Genomic DNA, 23,414 nt, shown 5'->3' with positions numbered 1-23,414 from the left:
ATATAGTGTCACATGCGATTTTCGCAATTGTGATAACCATATCCAGAGGGCGCTATTTCCGACCGTATCTATCTCGACCATGCGGCGACTTCACCGATCCGGCCCGAAGCGCTGGCCGCGATGCAGGACGGGTTCCGGAAATGGGCCAATCCCAGCAGCCCGCACGCAGAGGGGCGCAAGGCGAAACAGGAGCTGGAGGATGCCCGCGCACGGGTCAAGAATGCTCTCGGCTGGAACGGCGAAGTGATCTTCACCAGCGGTGCGAGCGAGGCGCTTTCTATCGGATTGCAGCGCGCGAAAGCTGACCGCCAGATCGTGAGCGCGGCGGAACATGACGCAGTTTTCCGTGCGGCACCCGGTGCAGATGTCGTCGGGCTGCAAGGGCCGCTGGTCGACCGCGACGCGCTGGATCGACTGCTTCAACCGGATGGCTCCGCGATAGTTGCGGTCCAGCATGTGAATTCGGAGACGGGCGTAATGCAGCCGATCATCGAATTGGCACAGCAGGTCCGCTCCCGGAATGGCGTGATGCTGTGCGATTGTTCGCAAAGCGCGGGCAAGCACGCGCTCCCCGATTGCGACATGGCGGTGATATCGGCTCATAAATTCGGCGGGCCGATCGGGATCGGGGCATTGCTGGTGCGTGATTATGCGCTTCTCGATCCGATTGGCGGGCATGAGCGCGGATACCGTCAGGGGACGGAAAACCTGCCCGGTGCATTGGGTATGGCGGCGGCGCTCGAACAATGGGCGCCAGACGATCCGGAACCGTTCATTGATGTTGGCGACAAGTTCATAGAATTGACTGAAATTGTGACCGACCATGGCGGTGTGATCGTTGATGCAGATGGCATGACAACAATGTTCATCAAGTCGATCGCCCACCCGAGCCTGAGCGCGCAGGCGCAGTTGATCCGCCTGGATGCGATGGGGTTTGCCGTGTCGGCGGGCAGCGCCTGTTCATCCGGCACGCTCAAGAAAAGCCGGGTTCTCGACGCATTCGGAGTGGACGATGAAACCGCATCGCGCACGATCCGCGTCAGCATTGGCTGGAACACAGCGGCAGAAGATCTGGAACGCTTTGCACAGGCATGGGTAGGTCTGACGTGATCTATCTCGACTATCAGGCAACCACTCCGCTTGCCCCCGAAGCACGCGATGCCATGCTGCGCTGGCTCGACGGGCCTGACGGGCAGGGCTTCGGCAATCCCCATTCATCCCACAGGATGGGCCGCGCTGCCGCCGCCGCTGTCGAACTGGCGCGGGACAGAGTTGCGGCGCTGTTCCCGGCCGGCGGCAAGGTCATTTTTACCAGCGGCGCGACCGAGGCGATCAATCTGGCCATTCGCGGCACGAAAGGCGGAAAGGGAAAAGACAGCGTCTCCTTCTCCGCAATCGAGCATTCCGCAGTGGGCGATACCGCACGGTCGCTGGGCAAATTTCACGAGCTGAACGTCGCGCAAGACGGCCAGTGCAACATCAAGCAGGATATGCCGGCAGACACCCGGCTGGTCGCGGTGATGCAGGTCAATAACGAGATCGGCGTAATCCAGCCCACTGTCGAATGGCACCGCCGTGCGAAGGAGGCGAACGCGCTGTTCCTGTGCGACGCTGTGCAGGCCTATGGCAAGATCGAGGTCACCGGTGCGGACATGATCGCGATCAGCGCGCACAAATTCCACGGGCCCAAGGGCGTGGGCGCGCTGTGGATCCGCGATGGTCTTGACCTGACTGAGGTGCAGACCGGCGGCGGACAGGAAGGCGGGCTCAGGTCCGGCACGCTCAGTCCGGCTTTGTGCGCCGGTTTCGGTGCCGCTGCGAAAGAGGCGAAAGAGCGCATGGCGCAGGACGCGGAACATATTGCGGCGCTATGGGACCGCGCGCGGGAAATGTTCGCAGGCTGGGAATTGAATGGCAGCGCCGATGCCCGGTGGAAGGGCAATCTTAACATCCGCAAAGACGGTCTCGATGTTGCGAGGCTGATGTCCGATGCACGCAATGTGTGTTTTTCCGCCGGGTCTGCCTGCGCCAGCGGGTCCGGACGGCCCAGCCATGTTCTCAAGGCGATCGGGCTGAGCGACAAACAGGCCAAAAGCTCTATCAGGCTGGGTTTCGGCCGTTATACCAGCATGGAGGATCTTGAGGCAGGAGCCAGATCAATCCTCGAAGCAGCAGAGGCGCAAGGTATCTGATGGTTTGTGTTCGCTTTCAGGCGCCCGATGGCGCGATCACCGAAGCCCGCGCCGAAGCGGGTACATCCCTGCTGACAGCGGGGCAGGCGGCGGGAATGCCGCTAGAGGGCACCTGCGAAGGTCAAATGGCCTGTTCAACATGCCATGTGATTGTCGATCCCGATTGGTTTGGGAAATTGCCCGAGGCAAGCGAGGAAGAGGAAGACATGCTAGACCTCGCTTACGGTGTCACCCGAACCAGCCGCCTTTCCTGCCAGATTGCACTGACTGACGAACTGGACGGGATCACCGTAAGAATTCCCAGCGAAAGCCGCGATATGAGCGGGCTTTAGCCAACTGGCATTTCGTTGTATTCCGGGCCTTTCAGCAATCCGGAACCAGGACGGCCCGCCGCGCGCCAGCCTTTGACGGCCAGCCAGCCCAGCAGCAAGAGCGGCAGCAGGAATGTCAGCAGCCGGATCAGCGCGCCGATCATACCGCCGAAAGTCGGTCCCGCCGCGCTCAAGGCATCGGTTACGGGATCGGTGAAGCTGGATTCGCGCGCAATCACCGCGCCTGACGAATATGTAATATGCATCTGGCTGAAATCGACACGGCCAGTCATTTCGGCAAGCCAGCTTCGCGCCTGATCGATCTCTTCATTGACCTTGGCCACACCGCGTTCTGCCTCGACCAGTTCAGCGACGGTTCCGCGCCTGCTTCGCAGCACTTCCATCAGCCTGTCCCTCAGCACGATCCGGGTGCGCAGGCGTGCCTCGGTGTCGACGATTTGCTTTGATAGATCTTCGCCATCGATTGACGAAGATACCAGCTCTCCTTCGGCATTTTGCGCCACGCCGGTTATTGCCTTGCCGAAACTGCGAGCAATGGGGGCGGCAACGGCAAGTTGAAGGCTGCCTTGATGCGCGGCATCGTCCTCTCCGCTTTGCTGCATCGAAATGATCCGGCAAACATTTGGGCCGCGTGTTTCGCACATATCCGCATGCCGGTCCTGTAGCGGCTTCACGGCATCTTCCGGCAGGCGGAAGCCATATCCAAAGCGGTATGCAATCCGCGGCTGTCCGGCGATCGCTGTGCCTTCGTTTTCAAGAGCCGGAATCTCGGGCATCGCCGCTTCTGAGGGTGGTATCATCATGGCAGCAGGCGCAGAAATCGACTGGGCTGGTTCGACGTAGTCGTAGCTCGTCGAAGGTGAAGGGGGGTCCATAATCGTCAGACGTTCGATGATCTCCTCACCTCCGTTTTGCGAGTTTTCGGTCATGGTCACGACAACCGCCAACAGGCCGATTGCTGCGACGCCGCTGGCTGCCAACACCTTGTAATTCATCTCACTCTCCCTGTTTCATCTGTGAAGGCATATCCCAGTTTACGTGATGTGACAACATATCATAAGTGCAGGAGATGTTCTGGCGGAGGCGAGAGAAACAGAAGGGGCGGCCGCTCTCGCAGTGAAAGCAGCCGCCCCATCAAGCTTATCGGTTAGTCTTGTCTTTCTTAGGCGTCAGCAGTCTGGCGGATGCCGAACCTGCGATTGATTGCCCTGCCGCCAAGCACCAGGCCGCCGATTGGAACCAGCACCGCGGCGAGCATGATCAGCGCCGCAATCAGGAACCCGAAGATCGATCCGAGCGATCCGAGCGCACCCTGGATCGGGGAGAGGAAGTCGTTGCGGGCGACAGCTCCGGTTTCATAGCGGATATTGACCCGGCTATAGGCAACCCGCCCGCGCATCTCCTTCAGCCAGCTGCGTGCCTGATCGATTTCCTCATTGACCTGCGCGACGCCGCGCTCTGCCTCCACCAGTTCGCGGACCGTCCCTTTGCGTGTGCGCAGGACATTCTGGAGCCGGTCACGCAAGGCGGTTCGCGCCTCCAACCGAGCTTCGGTGTCGACGATAGCCTTGGAAAGTTCTTCGGCCGCGATATTCGCGGAGATCTGTTCTGCGCCGCTTTCGCCAGCTTCTTTCTCCAGCAACGCGCCGAACGCCCGCGCATGGCGGGTGGCTACAGCCAGTTGCAATTCGCCGGTCACCTCATCGCCGACCTCGCCGTTCTTGCGCATGCCCAAAATCTGGCAGCTTGCCGGCCCCTGTTGATCGCAGAGATCGGCGTGGCGCCGCTGAAGCTTGCCGATGTCTTCACCCGGCATCCGCCACGCGAAGTCATAAGTATAAGCCAGCTTGGGCAAATTGATCGCAACACTGCCGAGATCCGGAATGGCTGAGGATGCGGATGGCCCGCTCCCGGCTGAGTAGCCGGCCTCAGTCGCCACCTCGTCAGCTGCGGAGTCCGCCTCATAGCTTTGCGCGATATCCGCAGCTGCTTCGGTGCTTTCGCCCCGGTCCTCAGCGCAGGCCGCCAGCCCCAGCAGCGGGATCGCAAAACCAGCCAACATCGGACGTTTCATATTCTGCCTCATTTCAGCCTCCTTCTCGCCATAATTTAGCCACAATTGAGGCTCGCGAGGCCGATCGGTCAAGGCCAAAATGCAAAAAGCCCCACCGCGATCACGCGGCAGGGCCTTTCAAGCTGTTGATTATTTGCGTTTTTAGGCTGCTTCGGCCATCGCATTTTTCAGTTGGGCAATTAAGGCATCCGAGAAGGCAGGGATGTCATCCGGGTTGCGACTCGTGATCAGATTGCCATCTTCTGCCACTTCCTGATCCACGACCTTGCCGCCTGCATTGGTCAGATCGGTCCGCAGCGACGGCCAGCTCGTGACGGTCTTGCCCTTCACAATATCGGCCTCGACCAGAAGCCACGGCGCATGGCAGATTGCAGCAATTGGTTTGCCGCGCATGTTGAAGCTGCGCACGATATCAATCGCATCGCTTTCCATCCGCAGAATATCCGGGTTGATCTGTCCGCCGGGCAGCAGCAGCGCGTCAAAATCGTCGACCGATACGTCTCCCAGAGTCGTATCAACTTTGACGCTTTCGCCCCAATTGCCGTCTTTCCAGCCTTTGATCTCACCCGTTTCGATGCTTGCGACCGTGGTGTCGATGCCGGCATCGTTCAGACGTTTCATCGGACCCATCAGTTCGCTTTGTTCGAACCCGTTGGTGGCCATGATCAGTACGTTTGTCATAAAATAACTCCTTGAATTGCTTTTGCCTGATCAACGGGCGGGGACAGTGAATCGTTCCGGATTGTCCTGCGAGCCGTGCCGGTGATAAGGCGAAACGTATGGCGACTACCGACATTGAAAATACCGAACCGGATCCGTTCGACGCGATCGTCGATGCACCTTTCGATTCCGCGCTGTCGGAACGGTATCTGGTCTATGCCCTGTCCACGATTACGGCGCGTTCGTTGCCTGATTTGCGTGACGGGCTGAAGCCTGTTCACCGGCGCCTTTTGTGGACCATGCGCCAGCTCAAGCTGGACCCGTCAAACACGTTCAAGAAATCCGCCCGCGTCGTCGGCGAAGTGATCGGCAAATACCACCCGCACGGCGATACTGCGGCGTATGATGCAATGGTCCGCCTGGCCCAGGATTTTTCGCTCCGCTATCCGCTGGTCGAAGGGCAGGGCAATTTCGGCAATATCGACGGCGATAACGCGGCCGCCTATCGTTACACCGAAGCGCGGCTGACGCGCACCGCCATGCTGCTGATGCAGGGGCTGGACGAAGGCACGGTCGATTTCATCCCGACCTATAATGGTGAAGAGGAAGAGCCGGAGCTTATGCCCGGCCTGTTCCCCAATCTGCTGGCAAACGGTGCCAGCGGTATCGCGGTGGGCATGGCGACAAACATTCCCAGCCACAATGTTGCAGAGATTATCGATGCGACGCTGGAACTGATCGACAACCCCCACGTCGAACACCCGCGCCTGATGGAACTGTTCCACGGGCCCGACCTGCCGACCGGCGGATTGATCGTCGACAGTCCGGAAATCATTTCCAAGGCATATGAAACCGGGCGCGGGTCGTTCCGTATTCGCGGCCGGTTCCACGCGGTAGAGGCGGAGAAGGCCGAAGACCGCGAGGCAGGTATCGAGCGATTGGGCGGGGGCCAGTATCAGCTGGTCATCAGCGAAATCCCGTACCAGGTGCAAAAAGGCAAGCTGATCGAGCAGATCGCGCAGCTCATTGCCGACAAGAAGCTGCCCATCCTCGAGGATATCCGCGATGAAAGCGACGAGAAGATCCGTCTCGTGCTGGTGCCGAAGAACCGCAATGTCGATCCGGAACTGCTCAAGGAATCGCTGTACAAGCTGACCGATCTTGAAACCCGGTTTGGCCTCAACCTCAACGTGCTCGACGCTTCGCGCACGCCGATGGTGATGGGGCTGAAGGAATTGCTGGGCCATTGGGTCACCAGCCAGATCGACATCCTGCAGCGCCGCAGCCGCCACCGGCTGGAAAAGATCGCCGCCCGGCTGGAACTGGTCGAAGGTTATCTGGTGGCGTTCCTCAACCTCGACCGGGTGATCGAGATTATCCGCTACGAGGACGAGCCGAAAGCGGTGATGATCAAGGAATTCAGCCTCACCGACAGACAGGCCGAGGCAATTCTGAACATGCGTCTCCGTTCGCTGCGCAAGCTGGAAGAAATGCAACTGCGCGGTGAACGCGATGACTTGCTGAAAGAGCGGGAGGAACTGGAAACGTTGCTCGGCTCACCCGCACGGCAACGCACCCGCCTCAAACGCGATCTGAAATCACTGCGCAAGGAATATGCCGAAGACACGGCGATTGGCCGCCGCCGGACAACCATTGCGGAAGCTGCGCCGACCGTCGAATTCAGCATGGATGCGATGATCGAGAAGGAACCGATCACGGTTGTTCTGTCGCAGAAGGGCTGGATCCGCGGGGCCAAGGGGCATGTCGATCTGGCCGCCTCGGAAGACGGCATGGGCGATTTCAAATACAAGGAAGGCGACGGCCCGGCCTTCGCGCTGCACGCGCAAACCACCGACAAACTGCTGATTGCTGCCGATAATGGCCGTTTCTTCACGCTTGGCGGCGACAAGCTGCCCGGTGCGCGCGGGTTCGGCGAACCGATCCGCAACACGCTGGATATCGATTCCGCATCGCAGATTATCGGGGTGATTGTGTACCGGCCCAAGGGGCAGTTGTTGCTCGCTGCGTCGAACGGCAAGGGTTTCGCGGCAGAGATGGACGAAATGCTGGCCGAAACAAAGAAGGGCAGGCAGGTCGTCAATCTGAAGGGCGATGCCAAATTCCAGGTCCTGCGCGAGATAGACAAGGATCATGATCACATTGCGGTGGTCGGCGACAACCGCAAGCTCGTGGTGTTCAGCCTCGAGGAATTGCCGGTCCTGGGCCGCGGGCAGGGCGTAATGTTGCAGCGTTACCGCGATGGCGGCCTGTCCGATGCCACGACCTTCAAGCTGGAAGAGGGGCTTAGCTGGGCGATGGGCGGCAAGGGCGACCGGACCCGCACCGAGAATGAAATATGGCAGTGGAAGGTGGCCCGCGGGGCCGCTGGCCGCATGCCGCCGCAAGGTTTCCCGCGCGACAATCGTTTCACCTGATACGCGGTATAAAGAAAAGGGCCGGTGCGCTGATACGCACCGGCCCTTCTTTGCGACCCTTCAAGGGCTGCGACTTAGCTTGCCGAATTGGCAGCGATCGTCGTCTTGATCTGTTCATTGGTGAAAAGCGCCATCAGATTGGCTTCGCGTGCAACGAAGTGCTCGCGCAGAAGGCTGACCGGGCCATCGGCATGGGCGACGACTACAGTGTCACCGTCAACGCTTTCGACCACGCCCAGCGGCTGCTGGTTCGCGCTCAGAACGGCTGCGCCTTCGACGAGCAGAGCATCGCGTGCTGCTGCTGCCTTGACGATTTCTGCGTCCATCGCGTCATCAAGATAGGTCTTAGTGACAGTGATCGTCGGGCCGGTATCGCCTTCACCGAAGGATTCGGTCGGCAACGTCACGTTGTGCTTGCCGGTGTTGAAGGTGACCATGCCGTCAGCCACAGCTTCAACCGTGCCAACGGTGCCGCCTTCTGGGCCGGTGATTGTATCGCCAACCGCAGGTGCGGCGAAGGCAGAGGTGGAAAGGCTGGCTGCCGCGATTGCGGAGAGGGTGGCCAGTTTCATGAATTTCATCAATACGCTCCAAGTTCGTCGTTCAGGCGACCAGTCGCCACAGCACAGCCGGAAACCGGCGCAACAAGCGATCGCTCAGGAAATGCCCGTGCGCTGAAACCTGCTCCGCACAATACAGCGGAGCGGCCAGCATGGGCTTATGTTCGTCCCCGCAGATTTCAGCCCGCAGATTTCTGGACGTCGCGCTCTTTTCCAAATCATGGAGAAGAACGCAACACCCGGTTTATAGCGAAACAATCCTGAAGCTGGCCTGAAGCTGGCCTGAAGCTGGCCTCAAGCACTGATCTCAGCGCGTTTGGATCATGATTGGTGGCGGCGTACCGGACGGTTCCCGCTGGCTGCGCCCTGCGGCCTGCCACCCTTGCGGTGCGGTTTTTTCGCCGCCGGTTTGCTGTCATTGGTACGTTTTGCCTCGATCACGGGTTTGGTGACCGGGCCTTTCTTGTGACTGACATTTTTGGGGCGGGCGAAGTTTTCGCCCGATCCGTTGCCGGTCGAATCGTGTCCGCCGCCGCGGTTCCGGCGATCGCGGTCTTCGCGGCTCCGGTACTCGCCCTGATCGGGGGAGCGGCCCTCTGCATCGCGCCATTTGCGGTCGCGGCCACCGGCACCATTGGCCTTGGCCGGGCGATCACGGCGATTTCCGCCAGCGCCGCCTCTTCCGGCGTTACTGCCCTTGCGGAAACGTGCGCTGCGGTCGTCATCGCTACGCTCTGCACCGGTGCCCTTGCGGGCTGGGGCAGGCAGGCCTTTTGCCTGATCGACGAAATCGTCGGGCAGATTGGCCGGTGTAAGACGCTGACCGGTCAGTTTCTCGATATCGCGAATGTACGGTTTTTCATCCGGTGCGACATAGGCGATCGCGATGCCGCTGCGTCCGGCACGCGCGGTGCGGCCGATGCGGTGAACATATTGTTCTGACACGTTCGGAATCTCGAAATTGAACACCGCGCTGACGCCCGGAACATCGATGCCGCGTGCGGCAATGTCGGTCGCAACCAGCACGGGAATGCTGCCACGGCGGAAACCGTCCAGCGCGCGGGTGCGCTGCGCTTGCGACTTGTTACCGTGAATGGCAGCAGCGTTGATGCCAGCTGCCACGAGATGGCGGACGACGCGGTCGGCGCCGTGTTTCGTACGCGTGAAGACAAGCGCGCTTTCGATCTCGCCATTGGTCAGGCCCTTGCGCAGGGTCAGCGTGAGCAAGGCCTGCTTTTCGCGCTGGTCGATAAACGTCACGAACTGGTCGACACGTTCAGCGGTGGTCGATTGCGGGGCAACCTCCACGCGCACTGGGTTGCGGATGAAGCGCTTGCCCAGATCGGCGATCGTTTGCGGCATGGTGGCGGAGAAGAACAGGCTCTGGCGTTCCTGCGGCAGCATGTTGGCGATGCGGGTCAACGGCTTGATAAAGCCCAGATCCATCATCTGGTCGGCTTCGTCGAGGACGAAGATTTCGACATGCTGCAGGCTTAGCGCGCGCTGTTCGATCAGGTCGAGCAGGCGGCCCGGAGTGGCGACCAGTACGTCGCAGCCGGGGACCAACTTGCGGGCTTGTTGACGGGCAGGGACGCCGCCGAAAATGCACTGAACCGACAGGTCGAGAAAGCGCGCATACTCGCGCATGTTCTCGGCAATCTGCGCGGCCAGTTCGCGGGTAGGCGACAGGATCAGCATCCGGCAGCCAGCTGGAATGCGGCCTTTCGGATTTGCGGCCAAGCGGTGAAGCGAAGGCAGCGAGAATGCGGCGGTCTTGCCGGTGCCGGTCTGGGCGATGCCCAGCAGATCGCGGCCGTCGAGCAGCGCCGGAATGGATTCGCGCTGAATTGGTGTCGGCTCTGTATAGCCTTTGGTATTGAGGGCGCGAAGAATGGGTTCGGCGAGGCCGAGTTTTTCAAAATAAGACATAAAATACTTTCATTGGGCGCCGGTCGGAAGCCCAACAAAAGAGGGATTCCGGGCGCCAAGGGGTCCTTACGGCGACCCAAGCGTGAAAAGGGAAGCAATGCGATCAACGCAAATTCCGTGCACCGGATGCGGGACTAAACCCTTGTTTGTAAGGGGAAGTTCACGCTCGCAGCCGATTTCGCAGGACAATTCCCGCGCCGGACGTTGAGCGCCATGTAGGGTGGGGCGCTGCAATAAGCAATCAAATTACGTCAACTGGCCTGTTCGCGCCGCTCCAGCTCTTCGTCCAGAAGGGAGAGTACGCGCTCCCGGTCGGGGAAGCCTTCTGCCACCCATAAGTTCTGAATGCCCTGCAAAATGCGCGCGACCTCAGGCCCGGCGCCGACCCCTCGCTGAACGATCTCCCCGCCTTTGAGGGGGAAGGTTGGGACCTCCCAGCCGCGCAATTTTTCGATCGATCCGCCGACAAGCAAGACGCGGTCGACCGCAATCTCCATACCTTTGCGATAAGCGAGGGCGCGGGCGTTTTCGGCATCGTCTGCCAAGCGTTTTGAAACAGAAACCAGCCGTTCCCGCTGTGCGCGGGACAATCTCAGCCGCGAGGCGATGGTTTCCGCGACTGGCGGAACCGTAGGCACCATTGCGGCCAGCCGGCGCAGTCCGTCAGGCTTCACTCGCTCTGCCTTCTCACGTGCGATCAGCCGCTCAAGAACGTCGAGTTGGTGTGCCCCGCTCTCAGGCATGACCACCTGCATCACACCGAGTTTGCGCATTCTGGCAACGGTCGAGTGCGGATCAGGCAGACCCAGCAGGAGCAGCAATTCCTTCGCCACCCGTTCCCGGCTCAGCCCTTTGAGGGTTTCGGCAAGTTCGCTGCACGCCTGCTCGGCAATTTCATCTAGCTGAGAGCCAAACCGCGCCTGAAACCGGAAATAGCGGAGAATACGCAGGTGATCCTCGCGAATTCTTTCATGAGCGTTGCCGATAAAGCGAACGCGGCGCGCTGCCAGGTCTTCCAGCCCGCCGAAATAATCCGTGACTAGCCCGGTCACGGGATGCGCGTACAGCGCATTGATTGTGAAGTCTCGTCTGGCGGCATCGTCGCGCCAATTGCTAGCGAAGGCGACGGTCGCACGGCGGCCGTCAGTCGAGACATCCTTTCGCAAGGTGGTAATCTCTACCGGCCCGCCGGGCATCAGCGCGGTAATGGTGCCATGATCAAGGCCTGTGGGCACGCTCCGTATGCCAGCTTCTTTCAGGCGCCGAATGACTTCCTGCGGTTCATGCATGGTGGCGGCATCGATATCGGCCACTTCGATACCCAGCAGCGTGTCGCGCACCGATCCGCCGACCCAGCGCATATCCTCTGCCCCAAGGGCATCGACCAGCATCGCCAGGTCTTCACGGTGCAGCCAGTCTGCTTCGAGTTTGGTTTCGGCCATCGCGCCCCTATTCACCGAGAAGTGCCTCTATTTCAATCCGCCGCGACAAATTGGCGATGATAGCGGCTGTCACGCCCCAGATGCGGAAGCCTTCCCAGTCCATTTCCAGATAGCGCCGTGTCCGGCCGCGCCAGAACACCTCGTTCTCCGTCCAGTTGCTGCGTTCGAATACGACGCGCAGCGGGACTTCGAACCATGCCTCCACCTCGCGCGGGTGCGCTGTCAGCGGAAGATCGGGCGGGACCACGCCAAGCACCGGGGTAATGTCGAACCCGGTTCCTGTCTGGTACCGGTCGCTGGTGCCGATCAGCTGCACGTGCTGGGGGTGCAGGGCCAATTCCTCATGCGCCTCTCTCAAGGCGGCTTCAACCGGACCTTCGCCGCTGTCCAGCTTCCCGCCGGGGAAAGCGACCTGCCCGGGATGGTCACGCATGGTGGTTGGCCGCTGGGTCAGGATTACGCCCGGTTCTGCCCGGTCGGTCACCGCGATCAGCACCGCCGCTTTCGCGGTTCGCTCTGCCACGGCGAAGCGTTCATCGCTCAGCAGATCGGGGATCGGCTCGCGGTGGCCCAGTTCGAACAGGGCTGAAAGCCGGTCGAACAGCGCGCTCATGCAGGCAGAAGCGTGAAAGTTTCACCAAGGCTGGATACGGTCCAGTCATCGCCTGCCGCCAGCGCGATTTCGGCCAGTTGCTGATACGTGCTGCGGTTCAGCTTTGCCTCCAGCCCGCGGCGCACCTGCAAATATATCGACGGGGTTTCTTCGTCGCCGCGTGCCACCAGGCGGTTTTCCGGTCCGGCAACCACCAGATCATCGGTGTTCAGGCGGAATGCCAGCCCGTCGCCGCGCTGACTGACGTCGACTGCGATCAGCGCCGCGTCCTCGACCTCGATCCGCGCTTTCTCGAACGGCGTAACCAGCCAGTGCTGGCCGTCTTCATCGCGCACCAGCAAACCGGAAAAGGCCCGCACCATCGCGTGCCGCCGGATCAATCCGCCATCGTGATACCATTGACCATCGGCCGCGATCCGCATCAGGCTGTCTGTTTCCTGCGCAGGATTCCAGCTTTCGACCGGCGGCAGTTTGCGCGCGGCAACCTGTTGGGCAATTTCGGACAGGGTCAGTCCGGCGAGTTCGGGGGGTGGTTCGTAAGGCATTGGTCTGATTGCGATGCCAGACTTGCAGCATAACGCCAAGGGGCCAGATCAGGCCATCGGGCAGGGTTAGTCTGTGCCGGCCTCTGGATTGAAATCGGAAGGCCAGGGCCCCAGCATACCTTCTGCCGGAAGGATCGCCGGGTTCTCGCACCGGACCAGCAGGCGCGATTGCTCGAACGGGCCGGGGCAATGCCATTTGCCGGTCGGTGCAGCAGAGAAGCCGAAGAAACGCCCGTAATATTCAGGATCGCCGATCATCACCTGCGGAAGCGGTGACTGCGGGGCCAGCGCGCCCAGAGCCGCCAGCATCAAGGCCTTGCCGTATCCTTCGTGCTGCTTTTCCGGCAGAACGGCCACCGGGCCGACCATGATCAGCGGATGGTTGCGCCCTTCGGGGTCCGTCAGCGCGACGGGCCAAAGCTGGATCGTACCGGCGAGGTAATCGTCTTCATCCAGCGCGGCAAAGCTCAGCGCCTCCAGCCAATCGGTACCTTCGCGGATACGATAGGCTGTGCGCGCCTGCCGCCCTTCGCCAAAAGCGCGGTCGAGCAGTTGCTCGATCAGGTCGGCATCGACATTGGAAAGGGGGACTATGGTTGCCACGATGCGCGCGCCGATAGGACGCACTTCGCGCCCTGTCGATCAATTTCAGCTAGCAGCGGGTAAGGTTCAGCTCTCGCCCATCAGTTTTGCGGGGTGAGACGCAGCAATCGTCCGCCTTCGCCGTCTTCAAGCACCCACAGCGCGCCGTCAGGTCCGGTATCAATGGTGCGAAGGCGGTTTTCGAATTCGTATCGCGCAGCTTCCCGTGCCGTATCACCATCCACTTTGACGTGGATGATGGCGTTGGTTTTAAGACCCGCGATCAGGGCATCGCCCTGCCAATCGCTGAACAGGTTGCCTTTATAGAACACCATATCCCCCGGCGCGATAACCGGCGTCCAGGTGATTGCCGATCCGGCTAGGTCCGGGCGGGTCGAATTGTTCGGGATTTTTTCGCCGTCATAATGGTTACCGTCTGACACCACCGGCCAACCGTAATTGGAACCCGCTTTCACAAGATTGAATTCATCGCCGCCAGCCGGGCCGTGCTCGGTTTCCCAAAGGCGGCCCTGCGCATCGAAGTCCATGCCCAGGATGTTGCGGTGACCATAGGACCATATCTCGCTGGTCTTTCCGCCCTTGTCAGCCATCGGATTTCCCGCGGCCGGCGTCCCGTCGAGGTTGAGCCTGACGATAGTGCCAAGCGTGTTGGAGGTATCCTGCGCGGGCTGCATTTTCTGCCTGTCGCCCGAGGCGATATACAGATGCTGCCCGTCAGGCGAAAACGCGATCCGGTGCGAATAATGTCCGCGTCCGGTGACTTTGGGTGCCTGGCGCCAGATTATTTCTAGATCGTTGATCGAGCAGGCGCTCGCGCCGCCGCAGGCAAGCTTGCCGCGGCCAACAACAGCGCCGCGTGTGTCGCCGTCGCCAGCCTCTGCCCAGCTCAGATAGATCAACCCGCTCTGATCGTAATCGGGCGCAAAGGCGATGTCGCCTAATCCGCCCTGTCCTCCGTAATCGACCGCCGGTACGCCGGACACCGTGCCGATCTTGCCGTTTTCAGGTTGGAAGAATTTAATCTGGCCCGACTTTTCAGTGATGAACAGATTGCCGGTTGTCGGTTCGAACGCGGCGGCCCAAGGCTCATTGAAAGTGCCGTGTTCCGTCACGCTGAACGGTCCGAAGGTGCCTGCTTCTTTGGCACCGGCGACAGCCTGTGTCTCAGTGGCGGTTTCCACCGATCCATTGGCCTCGCAGCTTGATAGCGCGATGGCAGCGGGTGATAGCGCGAGGGCGAGAAGGGCGTTTTTCGAGATAGTCATGTTAGCTGTAACTCCTGACCGGCAATTTGGTGCCGAAGGCTTCACCATCGGGGTGGACGAGGCCGGACGCGGCCCCTTGGCGGGGCCGGTTGTGGCCGGTGCCGTGGTTCTGTGCAACCCTTGCCCGGACGGCCTCGACGATTCCAAGAAGCTTACCGCAAAACGGCGCGCGGTGCTGGATGAAACGATCCGGGGCACATGCGCATGGGCGGTCGGCATCGTGGATGTGAAGCAGATCGACGAGCTTAATATCCTCGGCGCGACAATGCTCGCCATGACGCTGGCGGTGAACCGGCTATGCTCGGTTCTCGACGGCGCCCCTAAGGCTGTGCTGATCGACGGGAATATGTCGCCATGCGGGCGCTGCGGCGAATGGGACGAGGCCGCATGGGGCAAAGGGCGGCCGATTGTCGGCGGTGACGCGCTAGAACCTGCGATATCCGCAGCCTCGATCGTCGCCAAGGAATGGCGTGACCGGATGATGCGGCATGCGGCGGCTGAGTATCCGCAATATGGCTGGGAACGGAACAAGGGTTACGGTACGAAAGACCACATGGCCGCGCTGCGCGAACACGGCCCGACGCCGCATCACCGCAGAAGCTTCGCGCCGGTTGCGCAGCTCAGCCTGATATAGGCTGCCTGCAGCGGCTCAGGCGAGAATTTCGCGAGCTTCTGAGGCGGCGATTTCAGCGATCACGGCGAAGCTGCTGGCGAACGCTGCGCCTTCGCGCCAGACGGCCGCTATCGAGCGTTTGGGCGCCCAGTCATCGATTTCGAAGCGGCGGACCATGTCTTCACCGCCGGTTTCTGCGCGCAGATACAGTTCCGGCAGCAGCGCCAGGCCCAAACCTGACCCGGCCATCTGGCGCAGACTGTCCAGGCTGGTCCCTTCGTAATCGCGCAGAAGGTCGGCGCCCATTTCCTCGCAAATCTGTTCGGTCTGACCATGCGACGGGTGCCGCCGGTCGAGGCTGAGGACAGGCTCGCCGGCAAAATCGCCGGGCTGCAAATGGCGTTTGGCGAACAAGCGATGATCGGGCGCGCCGACCATTTGCAGGGGTTCGTCAAACAATGGCTGCACGTGCATATCTCTGCCGATTACCGGCAAGGGGGCGAGCATCATGTCGAGCCGGCCATTGCGCAGATCGGCAAAATGGTCTGCCGGGATCCCTTCACGGATATAGAGCCTGAGGCTGGGGAATTCGCGGTGCAACCGCACCACTGCGCGCGGCATCAGATAGGGGCCGATTGTCGGTGAAACGCCCAGCCGGATAGTACCGGCCATTCCGTCTTTCCCGCGCTCTGCAATCGCGCGGATTTCACCGATATCGCGCAGCACACGGCGGGCGCGGCTGGCAATTTCGCGCCCGATCGGGGTCAGGCGAACCGGGCGGCCTCGATCGATCAGTTTCGACCCGAGGCGCAGTTCCATTTCCTTCACCTGCTGGCTGAGCGTCGGCTGGGTGACATTCATCTCTGCTGCAGCCCGCCCGAAATGGGCCGCGTCCTCGATAGCGATCAGATATTCCAGCTGGCGGAGTGAAGGCATGATAGATATTTTCTATCAGAAAGAGCGATAACTAACAATTGGAATTATCAAACCGGCGATGCGATATAGTGGCCAACAGGGCAAATTCAGGAGAGTGAGATGAATGGCTACCTCAAGAAATTGCGTTTGCGGCACCGCCGGATCGATCGTTTGATCGACACCAGCAAGGCGGCAGGCAAGCAAGAGGAAGTGAAGATACTCAAGCGTATTCGTCTGCAATTGAAAGACCGTATTGCACAGGTCCAGGCACGTGGAGAACCCGCGGTCCAGTGACCTCGCATCGGCGGCGCCGGGGAACCAACCCCCCTCCTGTGACCCCGGTGCCGTCACCTAAACAGAATGAACCACAGCGGCGTCCGCGGAATTTCACCGCGGCGCCGCTTTTTTAAGGGCAAACATCGTGGCCATAACCACCGCCGTCGAGGCATCCGCAAAATATCTGCGCGACTTCATGAAGGAAGAAAGCGCGGGCGGGATCGTGCTGATGATCGCTGCTGCTGCTGCACTGATCGTGGCCAATAGCGGCCTTGCCGGATGGTATGCGGGCCTTCTCCAGACGCCGGTTGCAGTCACGATAGGCGGTGGGGGAGTGGAGAAATCTGCCCTCTTATGGATCAACGATGGTCTTATGGCGCTGTTTTTCCTGCTCGTCGGGCTCGAGGTGAAGCGCGAGGCTCTGACCGGACAGTTATCAAGCTGGAAACAGTCTTCCCTGCCGCTGTTCGCTGCGCTGGGCGGAATGGTCCTGCCGGCGCTGGTGTTCACATCGATCAACTGGGGTCAGAGCGAGAACATGGCGGGCTGGGCGATCCCTGCTGCCACTGACATCGCCTTTGCCTTGGGCATCCTTGCGCTGCTGGGCAAGCGTGTGCCGGTCGCGCTCAAGGCGCTGTTGCTGGCGATTGCTGTCATCGATGACATCGGGGCGATCGTGATTATCGCGCTGTTTTATACCCCCGGCGTTGAAACCGGGATGCTGATTGCCGCCGCGATTGTATTCGCGCTGCTGCTGCTGATCGGACGCGCACGTGTCGGATCGCGCCTGCCTTACATTCTGCTGGGCGTTGCCCTGTGGTATTTCGTGCTGAAATCCGGCGTCCATGCAACGCTGGCGGGTGTGGCGCTGGCGATGACGATCCCGGTAACCAGCCGGGGCGGTGAAAAGATGCTTGAGCATATGGAGCATGGTCTGCACCCGTGGGTTGCATTCCTGGTCGTGCCGATCTTCGCTTTCGCCAACGCCGGTGTCGGCTTGCTCGATGTGGAAATGGCCGCCCTGATCGCGCCGCTGCCGCTGGGCATCGCGCTGGGCCTGATCGTCGGTAAGCAACTGGGCATCGTCGGCTTTGCGTGGATCGCCACCAGGCTGGGCATCGCCAATCTGCCGCAGGGCATTAGCTGGGCGCAGATATGGGGGCTGTCGCTGATTGCAGGTATCGGCTTCACCATGAGCCTGTTTATCGGGAACCTTGCCTTTGCATCCCCGGAACAAATCGCCGCGGTCAAACTTGGTGTGTTGTCGGGATCGCTGGTTTCTGCAGTGGCCGGCATCGCAATCCTGCGCTCCGCATCCAAGGCGACTAAATGACAACTGCAATATTGCTGATCCTTGCTGGCCTGGTCGGACTGGGGCTGGGCGGCGAGCTGCTGGTTCGCGGGGCCGTTGGCCTTGCCCGGCGGATGGGGATTTCAAACCTTGTCACGGGACTGGTAATTGTCGGTGCGGCGACTTCCATGCCGGAAATGGTCGCCAGTGTTCAGGCGGCCCTGATCGGCTCGCCCGAAATCGCCTGGGGCAATATTGCCGGGTCGAACCTGGCCAATACCCTGCTGATTTTGGGCGCGGCCGCGCTGGTCGCGCCGATCATCCTGACCGGTACCGGCAGACGCGACGCCGTCGTCGCCTTCAGCGCATCGGTTATGTTGTGGCTGCTCGCATTGGGCGGTTTCGCATCACCATGGCTGGGCGCCGCGCTGCTCGCGCTGCTGACGATCTATATCGTGTGGAGATACCGCCACCCGCGTCCGGCCGACGAAGACGAGCATGAAGACGAGGATGAAATTCCCGCCTTGTGGAAATCAGTCGTGCTGTTCGCGATCGGCGTTGCCGCGCTGATAGCCGGGGGTAAATATCTGGTCGACGGCGCTGTGGACGTGGCGCGCTTTGCCGGCCTCAGCGAAACGGTTATCGGTCTGACCGTGGTCGCGATCGGCACTTCGCTGCCGGAACTGGCCGCCTCTGTCGCTGCCGCGCTGCGCGGGAAATCGGGCCTGGCACTGGGCAATGTGGTCGGATCGAACATCTACAATATCCTGCTGATTGGCGGGGCGACGATGGCCATTTCCCCGGTCGCCATTCCGGCCGAGCTGGTGGATATCGAACTGCCGATGGTGGCTGCGACTGCGCTGATGGTTTTGCTGTTGTGCTGGTTTGCCGACCGGATCGGCCGCGTGCTCGGCGCGGTCTTGCTCGCCGCATTCATTGCCAACATTGCCCTGATCCTTGCATAAATTCGGCCAGCCGAGTCTTTCGCGCAACACCCCATCATGTCGAGTCTGCCAAATGCCATGAGTCTCAACATCTTGTGGGGGACTCTTTTCGTTCTTTCTTGGTTAGCGGGCTGTTAACCATAGGGCCCCAAAACTCTTTCCTTGACGTGGAGTCTGCTTGGACTCACCCTGTGGATAACTCAGGAAGGGAAAAGACAAGATGGGGGTCATCGAGACCACACGGATGCGCGCGGCCAAAACGAAACGCGCCAAAGCAGAAGTAACGAAACCGGATTTGCCGCTGGGGCAAATCCTGTCGGGCGACTGTGTGGAGGCCATGCGCTCCATCCCCGATGCCAGCATCGACCTCGTCTTTGCTGATCCGCCATATAACCTTCAGCTGGGCGGGGATCTGAACCGCCCCGATGGCAGCCAGGTCGACGCGGTCACCGATCATTGGGACCAGTTCGATAGCTTCAAGATTTATGATGATTTTACTCGTGAATGGCTGACCGAGGCAAAGCGTATCCTGAAACCCGACGGCGCGCTTTGGGTTATCGGCAGTTACCATAACATCTACCGCGTCGGCGCGATCCTGCAGGATTTGGGCTTCTGGATTCTCAACGACATCGTCTGGCGCAAAAGCAACCCGATGCCCAATTTCAAAGGCACGCGTTTCACCAATGCGCATGAAACGCTGCTGTGGTGTTCGCAGGGTGAGAAAGCGAAATACCACTTCAATTACCGCGCCATGAAAACACTGAATGACGAACTGCAGATGCGTAGCGACTGGGTGCTGCCCATTTGCGGCGGCCAGGAACGGCTGAAGGAAGGCGGCACGAAAGTGCACCCGACACAAAAGCCTGAGGCGCTGCTTTACCGCGTGATGCTTGCAACAACGGAAAAGGGCGACGTGGTTCTCGACCCGTTTTTCGGTACCGGTACGACCGGTGCAGTCGCGAAAAGGCTAGGCCGCGAATGGATCGGCTGCGAGCGGGAAAGCAATTATACGCAGGCCGCGCTGAAACGGATCGAGAAGGAATTGCCGCTGGACGAAAGCGCGCTGCAAACCATGCAGAGCAAGCGCAATGCGCCCAAGGTGGCGTTCGGCGCGCTGGTCGAGAACGGCTATATCAAACCGGGCACCGAGGTGTTCGACAAGAAACGCCGCTGGGTCGCGAAAGTCCGTGCTGACGGATCGCTGGTTTACGAAAAGCAGACCGGATCGATTCATGGGCTCGGCAAGGAATTGCAGGGCGCTCCAAGCTGTAACGGCTGGACATTCTGGCACATGGAAATCGGTGACAAGGTCGAACCGATCGACGCCGTCCGGCAGACCTATCTGCTCGCGGTTGAGGATTGATATCGGCTGAGTTGTCGGCGGTTTGACGCGGCAGTGGAGAGCATTGATCCTGTCCTACAGGTCCGGTGCCACGCTAGCCTCGCTTCATGACTTTGTGCCGTGCAAATTGCTCCGATGATTCCAGTTTCAGGACTGTGTTCCATGTGTTCCATCCTGTAGGATTTCAGCTTAGGGTCGCGGCATGACAGACAAGGTATACATTCGCCCGATTGGCCTCACACTCAGCCCGCAGGCGGAGCATGGCGATGCGATCCGTCTGGCAGGCGGGATGGTCTACGCGCACCGCTTTGCCGTGATCGTGACGCGCAGCGGTCAGGTGATCGAGCGTTCGCTCGGATCGCCCGAAACGGTGGAGGAAATTCTTGCTGACCTGCCAGATGGCGTTGCTGCGGATGCGGGCGAGCAATGGGCCGGGCTGACAACAGCACACGCCCCGCTGAAACTGGGCGAGCGAACCGTGCCGCTGGACCAGCCGCAGATCATGGGCATCCTCAACGTCACGCCTGACAGTTTCAGCGATGGCGGCGAATTCCTCGATGATCCCGCAGCAGGCAGGGCGCACGCCTCTGCCATGCTGGAAGCTGGTGCGGCGCTGGTCGATATCGGCGGGGAAAGCACGCGTCCTGGCGCACCCGCCACATGGGAAGGCGACGAACTGAAACGGGTGCTTCCCGCAGTCGAATATTGTGCCGGAATGGGCGCCGCAATCAGTGTCGATACGCGGCGACCGGCAGTGATGGAGGCGGCGCTGGATGCGGGTGCGCACATCATCAACGACGTATCGGCATTGCGGCACGATCCGCGCAGCCTTGAACTGTGTGCGGCACGGCAATGTCCGGTGGTGCTGATGCATGCACCCGGTGAAGGCGAAGACCTGCACGCCAATGGCGATTATTCAAACGTGGTGTTCGATGTGTTCGATTGGCTGAAGGCTGCACGTGACCGCGCCTTGGAAGCCGGGCTGGAACGGGGCAACATAATCCTCGATCCGGGCATCGGTTTCGGCAAGACGCTGTCGGAGAACCTTTCTCTGATCAACGCGCTGCCGCTGTTTCATGCACTGGGTCAGCCATTGCTGCTAGGTGCAAGCCGCAAACGGATGATTGGCGCGTTGTCGAACGAGGCACCTGCCGAGGACCGGCTGGGCGGCAGCATCGCGCTATCGATTGCAGGGATGAATGCAGGCGTGCAGTTGCACCGTGTCCATGACGCCGCGGCGGTCGTTCAGGCGCGCAATGTGTGGCGCGGTTTGCGCGATGCGGCGCTTACTGACTTTGCTGAGCTTCCTGCGGGCTAGAATGCGCGCCGCCGGCCTGGCGGATGCGGCTGAACGCGGCCTGCATCGCCTTTGCGATCCATTCCTCGTCGACGTTTTCATAGTCGATGGCGATCGGATCACCGGGAGCAGCGGCATAGGCACTGCGGTTTACGGATTCAGTCCGGATAACCGCCTTGCCTGCTTCATAGGTCAAAGCGACCGCGATGGTGCGCTTGCCGTGCACCTTGATGACGTAACGTTTCAGCTCGCTGGTCGCACCTTCTTCGGTCAATTCGAAGTCCTCGCGGCCTGAAAATGCTTCGCGGGTCAATTCGGCAAGTCGCTTCAGTTTGGGTGCTTCGTCACGGCCCCAGCGATACCTTTCGAACTGGTCCCCATCGACAACCTTGGAAAGGCTGTCGCATACCTGTTGAAACTTGCTGTCTGTCATGTCGCATCCCGGGCAAAAATTGGCTTCGTCACAGTTTCCATACAGCGAAACATCCTAACAATTCGCACTATGCGGGGGCGGCAAAAATCACCGCCATCGAGCTTGTGGGGCTTTGCAAAAACGGCTTCTGCATTTACGCCAGCAGCCAGGGGGAATCATGCAGAGACGAAACTTTTTGAAATCCGGTTCGGTACTCGGCCTGTTGGGCGGTGCTAGCTTCTCGGCGCCGCTTCACGCAGGAGAAGTGCGGATCCAGCACACCGGCAAATCGGTGGGCGGGCAGGCCCAGTCTCTGGCGTATCACTGGGTCGATGTCCTCCAGAACATCGCGGCAGAGGACGTCAGGCGCAACGAAGCGCGGCCAACCGTACTTGCGCGGGCGATGGCCATCGTCACGGGTGCAATGTACGAAGCGTGGGCGGCGTATGACGGCAAGGCACGCGGTGTCCTGTTTGGGGCCTCATTGCGTCAGCCACAGGCAAACCGGACCGATGCGAACAAACGCGAAGCGATCAGCTATGCCGCAGCCGGCGCTTTGATCGATCTTTACCCGGAAAATGTCGCCACTGTTCACGCGGCGCTTCGCGGCTTCGGCTACCGGCCTGAACTGGCGGTTCCCGGACGCAGCAACGCGGCCGGAATTGGCACGTTGGTAGCTGAAACAATGGCCAGCGAATGCCACCGTGACGGCGCGAACCAGCTGGGTGACGAAGCGGGATCGGCTGGCACCCCCTATTCGGACTACACCCAATATTCGCCGGCCAATCCGCCTGACCGGGTATACCACCCGGATCGCTGGCAACCGATCACGTTTCGTCGTGACGACGGGAGCACCTTTGCGCCGGGCTTTCTCACCCCGCACTGGTACCGGGTTAAAGCGTTTGCCCTGAGTTCGTGCGATCAGTTCCGTGCGCCGGAGCCGCCAAGGGTTGGGTCTGAAGAACTCCGCGACGAGGTGGACGAAGTTATCGCATTCAATGCGGGCCTCTCCGACGAGCAGAAGGGGTTGGTCGAGTTCATGCGCGACGGGCCGTCTTCCACCGGCCAATCTGGGCATTGGCTGCGTTTTGCTCAGGATATCTCGCGCCGTGACGGAAATGACCTCGATGCCGACGTGAAGATGTTCTTCCAGATCGGTCAGACAGCGCACGATGCGTTTATCGCTTCATGGGATTCGAAGCGATATTGGGACACCTCGCGTCCATGGACCCTCGTGCGGCATTACTACGGCGAGCGGATGATCAAGGGGTGGGGCGGACCTGGCAAGGGCACCATCGAGCTGAAGGGTTCCGAATGGTATCCCTACTCGCCATACGTGTTCGTCAGCCCGCCATTTCCCAGTTACGTTTCGGGGCACAGCACTGTCAGCGCCGCGTGCGCGGAAGGACTGCGCCTGTTCACGGGGGATGATGCATTCGGGGCGGAACTGATCCGCCACCCTGGCGAAATCACGGAACCCGATGCGCTGGGCGAAGATGTGCGCCTCTATCTACCGACATTTACCGAGACGGCGGAAATGGCGGGAATTTCGCGCATCTATGGCGGCTATCACATCCAGTCGGATAATATTGAAGGTCTGAAAATGGGCCGCAGCGTCGGCAAGCTGGTGCACGAGCGGGCGCAGGATTTGTTCGGATAGAGGGCGACGTCTGC

At 60.5% G+C, this 23,414-nt stretch carries 23 protein-coding genes; 11 read left to right on the top strand and 12 right to left on the bottom strand.

From position 1 onward, the window contains the following. The first annotated feature begins 120 nt into the window (after positions 1-120). The 3 genes from GRI43_RS06905 to GRI43_RS06895 are packed head-to-tail and all read left to right on the top strand — an operon-like array spanning position 121 to position 2,524. Positions 121-1,110, top strand: a complete 990-nt coding sequence (locus GRI43_RS06905) for a cysteine desulfurase family protein (protein WP_235903626.1) — start codon at positions 121-123, stop codon at positions 1,108-1,110. Next, positions 1,107-2,192: an aminotransferase class V-fold PLP-dependent enzyme gene (locus tag GRI43_RS06900; protein WP_160730686.1), complete on the top strand. Its 1,086-nt coding sequence runs from the start codon at positions 1,107-1,109 to the stop codon at positions 2,190-2,192. The genes GRI43_RS06905 and GRI43_RS06900 overlap by 4 nt, the downstream gene beginning before the upstream one ends. Then, positions 2,192-2,524 carry a 2Fe-2S iron-sulfur cluster-binding protein gene (locus GRI43_RS06895; protein ID WP_160730273.1) on the top strand — a complete coding sequence of 111 codons (333 nt, stop codon included), beginning with the start codon at positions 2,192-2,194 and terminating at the stop codon, positions 2,522-2,524. Before GRI43_RS06900 ends, GRI43_RS06895 begins: the two co-directional genes overlap by 1 nt. Here the strand turns inward: GRI43_RS06895 and GRI43_RS06890 are convergent. The 3 genes from GRI43_RS06890 to GRI43_RS06880 all read right to left on the bottom strand — a co-directional run bounded on the left by GRI43_RS06890 (position 2,521) and on the right by GRI43_RS06880 (position 5,279). Next, positions 2,521-3,519 (bottom strand): DUF4349 domain-containing protein, encoded by a 999-nt coding sequence (locus tag GRI43_RS06890; protein ID WP_235903625.1) that lies wholly within the window; start codon positions 3,517-3,519, stop codon positions 2,521-2,523. The genes GRI43_RS06895 and GRI43_RS06890 overlap by 4 nt on opposite strands. Before the next feature lie 167 nt (positions 3,520-3,686). Beyond that, positions 3,687-4,610, bottom strand: a complete 924-nt coding sequence (locus tag GRI43_RS06885) for a DUF4349 domain-containing protein (RefSeq protein WP_160730272.1) — start codon at positions 4,608-4,610, stop codon at positions 3,687-3,689. 129 nt (positions 4,611-4,739) lie between these two features. After that, positions 4,740-5,279: a type 1 glutamine amidotransferase domain-containing protein gene (locus tag GRI43_RS06880; RefSeq protein WP_160730271.1), complete on the bottom strand. Its 540-nt coding sequence runs from the start codon at positions 5,277-5,279 to the stop codon at positions 4,740-4,742. Positions 5,280-5,377: 98 nt separating this feature from the next. Here GRI43_RS06880 and parC point away from each other — a divergent pair, with 98 nt between their 5' ends. Continuing rightward, positions 5,378-7,693, top strand: a complete 2,316-nt coding sequence (gene parC / locus GRI43_RS06875; RefSeq protein WP_160730270.1) for a DNA topoisomerase IV subunit A — start codon at positions 5,378-5,380, stop codon at positions 7,691-7,693. Between the two features lie 74 nt (positions 7,694-7,767). On the opposite strand, the gene GRI43_RS06870 is transcribed toward parC, so the two are convergent. The 7 genes from GRI43_RS06870 to GRI43_RS06840 all read right to left on the bottom strand — a co-directional run bounded on the left by GRI43_RS06870 (position 7,768) and on the right by GRI43_RS06840 (position 14,650). Then, entirely contained in the window at positions 7,768-8,274 is a 507-nt protein-coding gene (locus GRI43_RS06870; protein WP_160730269.1) for a hypothetical protein, read from the bottom strand. A gap of 300 nt (positions 8,275-8,574) precedes the next feature. Then, positions 8,575-10,182, bottom strand: a complete 1,608-nt coding sequence (locus tag GRI43_RS06865; RefSeq protein ID WP_160730268.1) for a DEAD/DEAH box helicase — start codon at positions 10,180-10,182, stop codon at positions 8,575-8,577. A gap of 251 nt (positions 10,183-10,433) precedes the next feature. Continuing rightward, the gene (locus GRI43_RS06860; RefSeq protein WP_160730267.1) at positions 10,434-11,624 is read right to left on the bottom strand and encodes a CCA tRNA nucleotidyltransferase; all 1,191 of its coding nucleotides are present in this window, start codon (positions 11,622-11,624) and stop codon (positions 10,434-10,436) included. A gap of 7 nt (positions 11,625-11,631) precedes the next feature. Then, entirely contained in the window at positions 11,632-12,237 is a 606-nt protein-coding gene (locus GRI43_RS06855) for a CoA pyrophosphatase (RefSeq protein WP_160730266.1), read from the bottom strand. Next, the gene (locus GRI43_RS06850; RefSeq protein WP_160730265.1) at positions 12,234-12,782 is read right to left on the bottom strand and encodes a DUF1285 domain-containing protein; all 549 of its coding nucleotides are present in this window, start codon (positions 12,780-12,782) and stop codon (positions 12,234-12,236) included. Before GRI43_RS06850 ends, GRI43_RS06855 begins: the two co-directional genes overlap by 4 nt. A gap of 66 nt (positions 12,783-12,848) precedes the next feature. After that, a complete protein-coding gene (locus GRI43_RS06845) occupies positions 12,849-13,385 on the bottom strand; it encodes a GNAT family N-acetyltransferase (protein ID WP_160730264.1) in 537 nt (178 codons plus the stop codon). A gap of 80 nt (positions 13,386-13,465) precedes the next feature. Further along, positions 13,466-14,650 (bottom strand): PQQ-dependent sugar dehydrogenase, encoded by a 1,185-nt coding sequence (locus GRI43_RS06840; protein ID WP_160730263.1) that lies wholly within the window; start codon positions 14,648-14,650, stop codon positions 13,466-13,468. Between GRI43_RS06840 and GRI43_RS06835 the strand changes: the two genes are divergently transcribed. Continuing rightward, positions 14,649-15,284 carry a ribonuclease HII gene (locus GRI43_RS06835; protein WP_160730262.1) on the top strand — a complete coding sequence of 212 codons (636 nt, stop codon included), beginning with the start codon at positions 14,649-14,651 and terminating at the stop codon, positions 15,282-15,284. The two genes, GRI43_RS06840 and GRI43_RS06835, sit on opposite strands and share 2 nt — an antisense overlap. A gap of 15 nt (positions 15,285-15,299) precedes the next feature. Here GRI43_RS06835 and GRI43_RS06830 read toward each other — a convergent pair whose 3' ends face one another. Beyond that, entirely contained in the window at positions 15,300-16,199 is a 900-nt protein-coding gene (locus tag GRI43_RS06830) for a hydrogen peroxide-inducible genes activator (protein WP_160730261.1), read from the bottom strand. Positions 16,200-16,298: 99 nt separating this feature from the next. Between GRI43_RS06830 and GRI43_RS06825 the strand changes: the two genes are divergently transcribed. The 5 genes from GRI43_RS06825 to folP all read left to right on the top strand — a co-directional run bounded on the left by GRI43_RS06825 (position 16,299) and on the right by folP (position 21,349). Next, positions 16,299-16,472 carry an HP1242/YdcH family protein gene (locus GRI43_RS06825; protein WP_160730260.1) on the top strand — a complete coding sequence of 58 codons (174 nt, stop codon included), beginning with the start codon at positions 16,299-16,301 and terminating at the stop codon, positions 16,470-16,472. A 133-nt stretch (positions 16,473-16,605) separates the two neighbouring features. Next, positions 16,606-17,787 carry a Na+/H+ antiporter NhaA gene (gene nhaA, locus GRI43_RS06820; RefSeq protein ID WP_420849995.1) on the top strand — a complete coding sequence of 394 codons (1,182 nt, stop codon included), beginning with the start codon at positions 16,606-16,608 and terminating at the stop codon, positions 17,785-17,787. Continuing rightward, entirely contained in the window at positions 17,784-18,710 is a 927-nt protein-coding gene (locus GRI43_RS06815) for a calcium/sodium antiporter (protein ID WP_160730259.1), read from the top strand. The genes nhaA and GRI43_RS06815 overlap by 4 nt, the downstream gene beginning before the upstream one ends. A 199-nt stretch (positions 18,711-18,909) precedes the next feature. After that, complete coding sequence (locus GRI43_RS06810) at positions 18,910-20,052, top strand: site-specific DNA-methyltransferase (RefSeq protein WP_160730258.1); 1,143 nt, start codon at positions 18,910-18,912, stop codon at positions 20,050-20,052. Between the two features lie 181 nt (positions 20,053-20,233). Continuing rightward, positions 20,234-21,349, top strand: coding sequence for a dihydropteroate synthase (gene folP, locus GRI43_RS06805; protein WP_160730257.1), 1,116 nt, complete (start codon positions 20,234-20,236; stop codon positions 21,347-21,349). On the opposite strand, the gene GRI43_RS06800 is transcribed toward folP, so the two are convergent. Continuing rightward, positions 21,318-21,761, bottom strand: coding sequence for a hypothetical protein (locus tag GRI43_RS06800; protein ID WP_160730256.1), 444 nt, complete (start codon positions 21,759-21,761; stop codon positions 21,318-21,320). The two genes, folP and GRI43_RS06800, sit on opposite strands and share 32 nt — an antisense overlap. Before the next feature lie 157 nt (positions 21,762-21,918). On the opposite strand from GRI43_RS06800, the gene GRI43_RS06795 reads away from it, so the two are divergent. Further along, complete coding sequence (locus GRI43_RS06795) at positions 21,919-23,400, top strand: vanadium-dependent haloperoxidase (protein WP_160730255.1); 1,482 nt, start codon at positions 21,919-21,921, stop codon at positions 23,398-23,400. The last annotated feature ends 14 nt before the right edge of the window (positions 23,401-23,414 follow it).

The organism is Pontixanthobacter luteolus (assembly GCF_009828095.1).
In the GTDB taxonomy this organism is placed as follows: domain Bacteria; phylum Pseudomonadota; class Alphaproteobacteria; order Sphingomonadales; family Sphingomonadaceae; genus Pontixanthobacter; species Pontixanthobacter luteolus.
The sequence above is the reverse complement of the archived record's forward strand: the minus strand, read 5'-3'. Positions and strand labels throughout refer to the sequence as shown.

Excerpts from the sequence above, each read along its gene's own strand:
- GRI43_RS06905 (WP_235903626.1), top strand. The coding sequence starts at position 121 with ATGCAGGACGGGTTCCGGAAATGGGCCAATCCCAGCAGCCCGCACGCA.
- GRI43_RS06895 (WP_160730273.1), top strand. The coding sequence starts at position 2,192 with ATGGTTTGTGTTCGCTTTCAGGCGCCCGATGGCGCGATCACCGAAGCC.
- GRI43_RS06890 (WP_235903625.1), bottom strand. The coding sequence starts at position 3,519 with ATGAATTACAAGGTGTTGGCAGCCAGCGGCGTCGCAGCAATCGGCCTG.
- GRI43_RS06885 (WP_160730272.1), bottom strand. The coding sequence starts at position 4,610 with ATGAGGCAGAATATGAAACGTCCGATGTTGGCTGGTTTTGCGATCCCG.
- GRI43_RS06880 (WP_160730271.1), bottom strand. The coding sequence starts at position 5,279 with ATGACAAACGTACTGATCATGGCCACCAACGGGTTCGAACAAAGCGAA.
- parC (WP_160730270.1), top strand. The coding sequence starts at position 5,378 with ATGGCGACTACCGACATTGAAAATACCGAACCGGATCCGTTCGACGCG.
- GRI43_RS06870 (WP_160730269.1), bottom strand. The coding sequence starts at position 8,274 with ATGAAATTCATGAAACTGGCCACCCTCTCCGCAATCGCGGCAGCCAGC.
- GRI43_RS06865 (WP_160730268.1), bottom strand. The coding sequence starts at position 10,182 with ATGTCTTATTTTGAAAAACTCGGCCTCGCCGAACCCATTCTTCGCGCC.
- GRI43_RS06860 (WP_160730267.1), bottom strand. The coding sequence starts at position 11,624 with ATGGCCGAAACCAAACTCGAAGCAGACTGGCTGCACCGTGAAGACCTG.
- GRI43_RS06855 (WP_160730266.1), bottom strand. The coding sequence starts at position 12,237 with ATGAGCGCGCTGTTCGACCGGCTTTCAGCCCTGTTCGAACTGGGCCAC.
- GRI43_RS06850 (WP_160730265.1), bottom strand. The coding sequence starts at position 12,782 with ATGCCTTACGAACCACCCCCCGAACTCGCCGGACTGACCCTGTCCGAA.
- GRI43_RS06835 (WP_160730262.1), top strand. The coding sequence starts at position 14,649 with ATGTTAGCTGTAACTCCTGACCGGCAATTTGGTGCCGAAGGCTTCACC.
- GRI43_RS06840 (WP_160730263.1), bottom strand. The coding sequence starts at position 14,650 with ATGACTATCTCGAAAAACGCCCTTCTCGCCCTCGCGCTATCACCCGCT.
- GRI43_RS06830 (WP_160730261.1), bottom strand. The coding sequence starts at position 16,199 with ATGCCTTCACTCCGCCAGCTGGAATATCTGATCGCTATCGAGGACGCG.
- GRI43_RS06825 (WP_160730260.1), top strand. The coding sequence starts at position 16,299 with ATGAATGGCTACCTCAAGAAATTGCGTTTGCGGCACCGCCGGATCGAT.
- GRI43_RS06815 (WP_160730259.1), top strand. The coding sequence starts at position 17,784 with ATGACAACTGCAATATTGCTGATCCTTGCTGGCCTGGTCGGACTGGGG.
- GRI43_RS06810 (WP_160730258.1), top strand. The coding sequence starts at position 18,910 with ATGGGGGTCATCGAGACCACACGGATGCGCGCGGCCAAAACGAAACGC.
- folP (WP_160730257.1), top strand. The coding sequence starts at position 20,234 with ATGACAGACAAGGTATACATTCGCCCGATTGGCCTCACACTCAGCCCG.
- GRI43_RS06800 (WP_160730256.1), bottom strand. The coding sequence starts at position 21,761 with ATGACAGACAGCAAGTTTCAACAGGTATGCGACAGCCTTTCCAAGGTT.
- GRI43_RS06795 (WP_160730255.1), top strand. The coding sequence starts at position 21,919 with ATGCAGAGACGAAACTTTTTGAAATCCGGTTCGGTACTCGGCCTGTTG.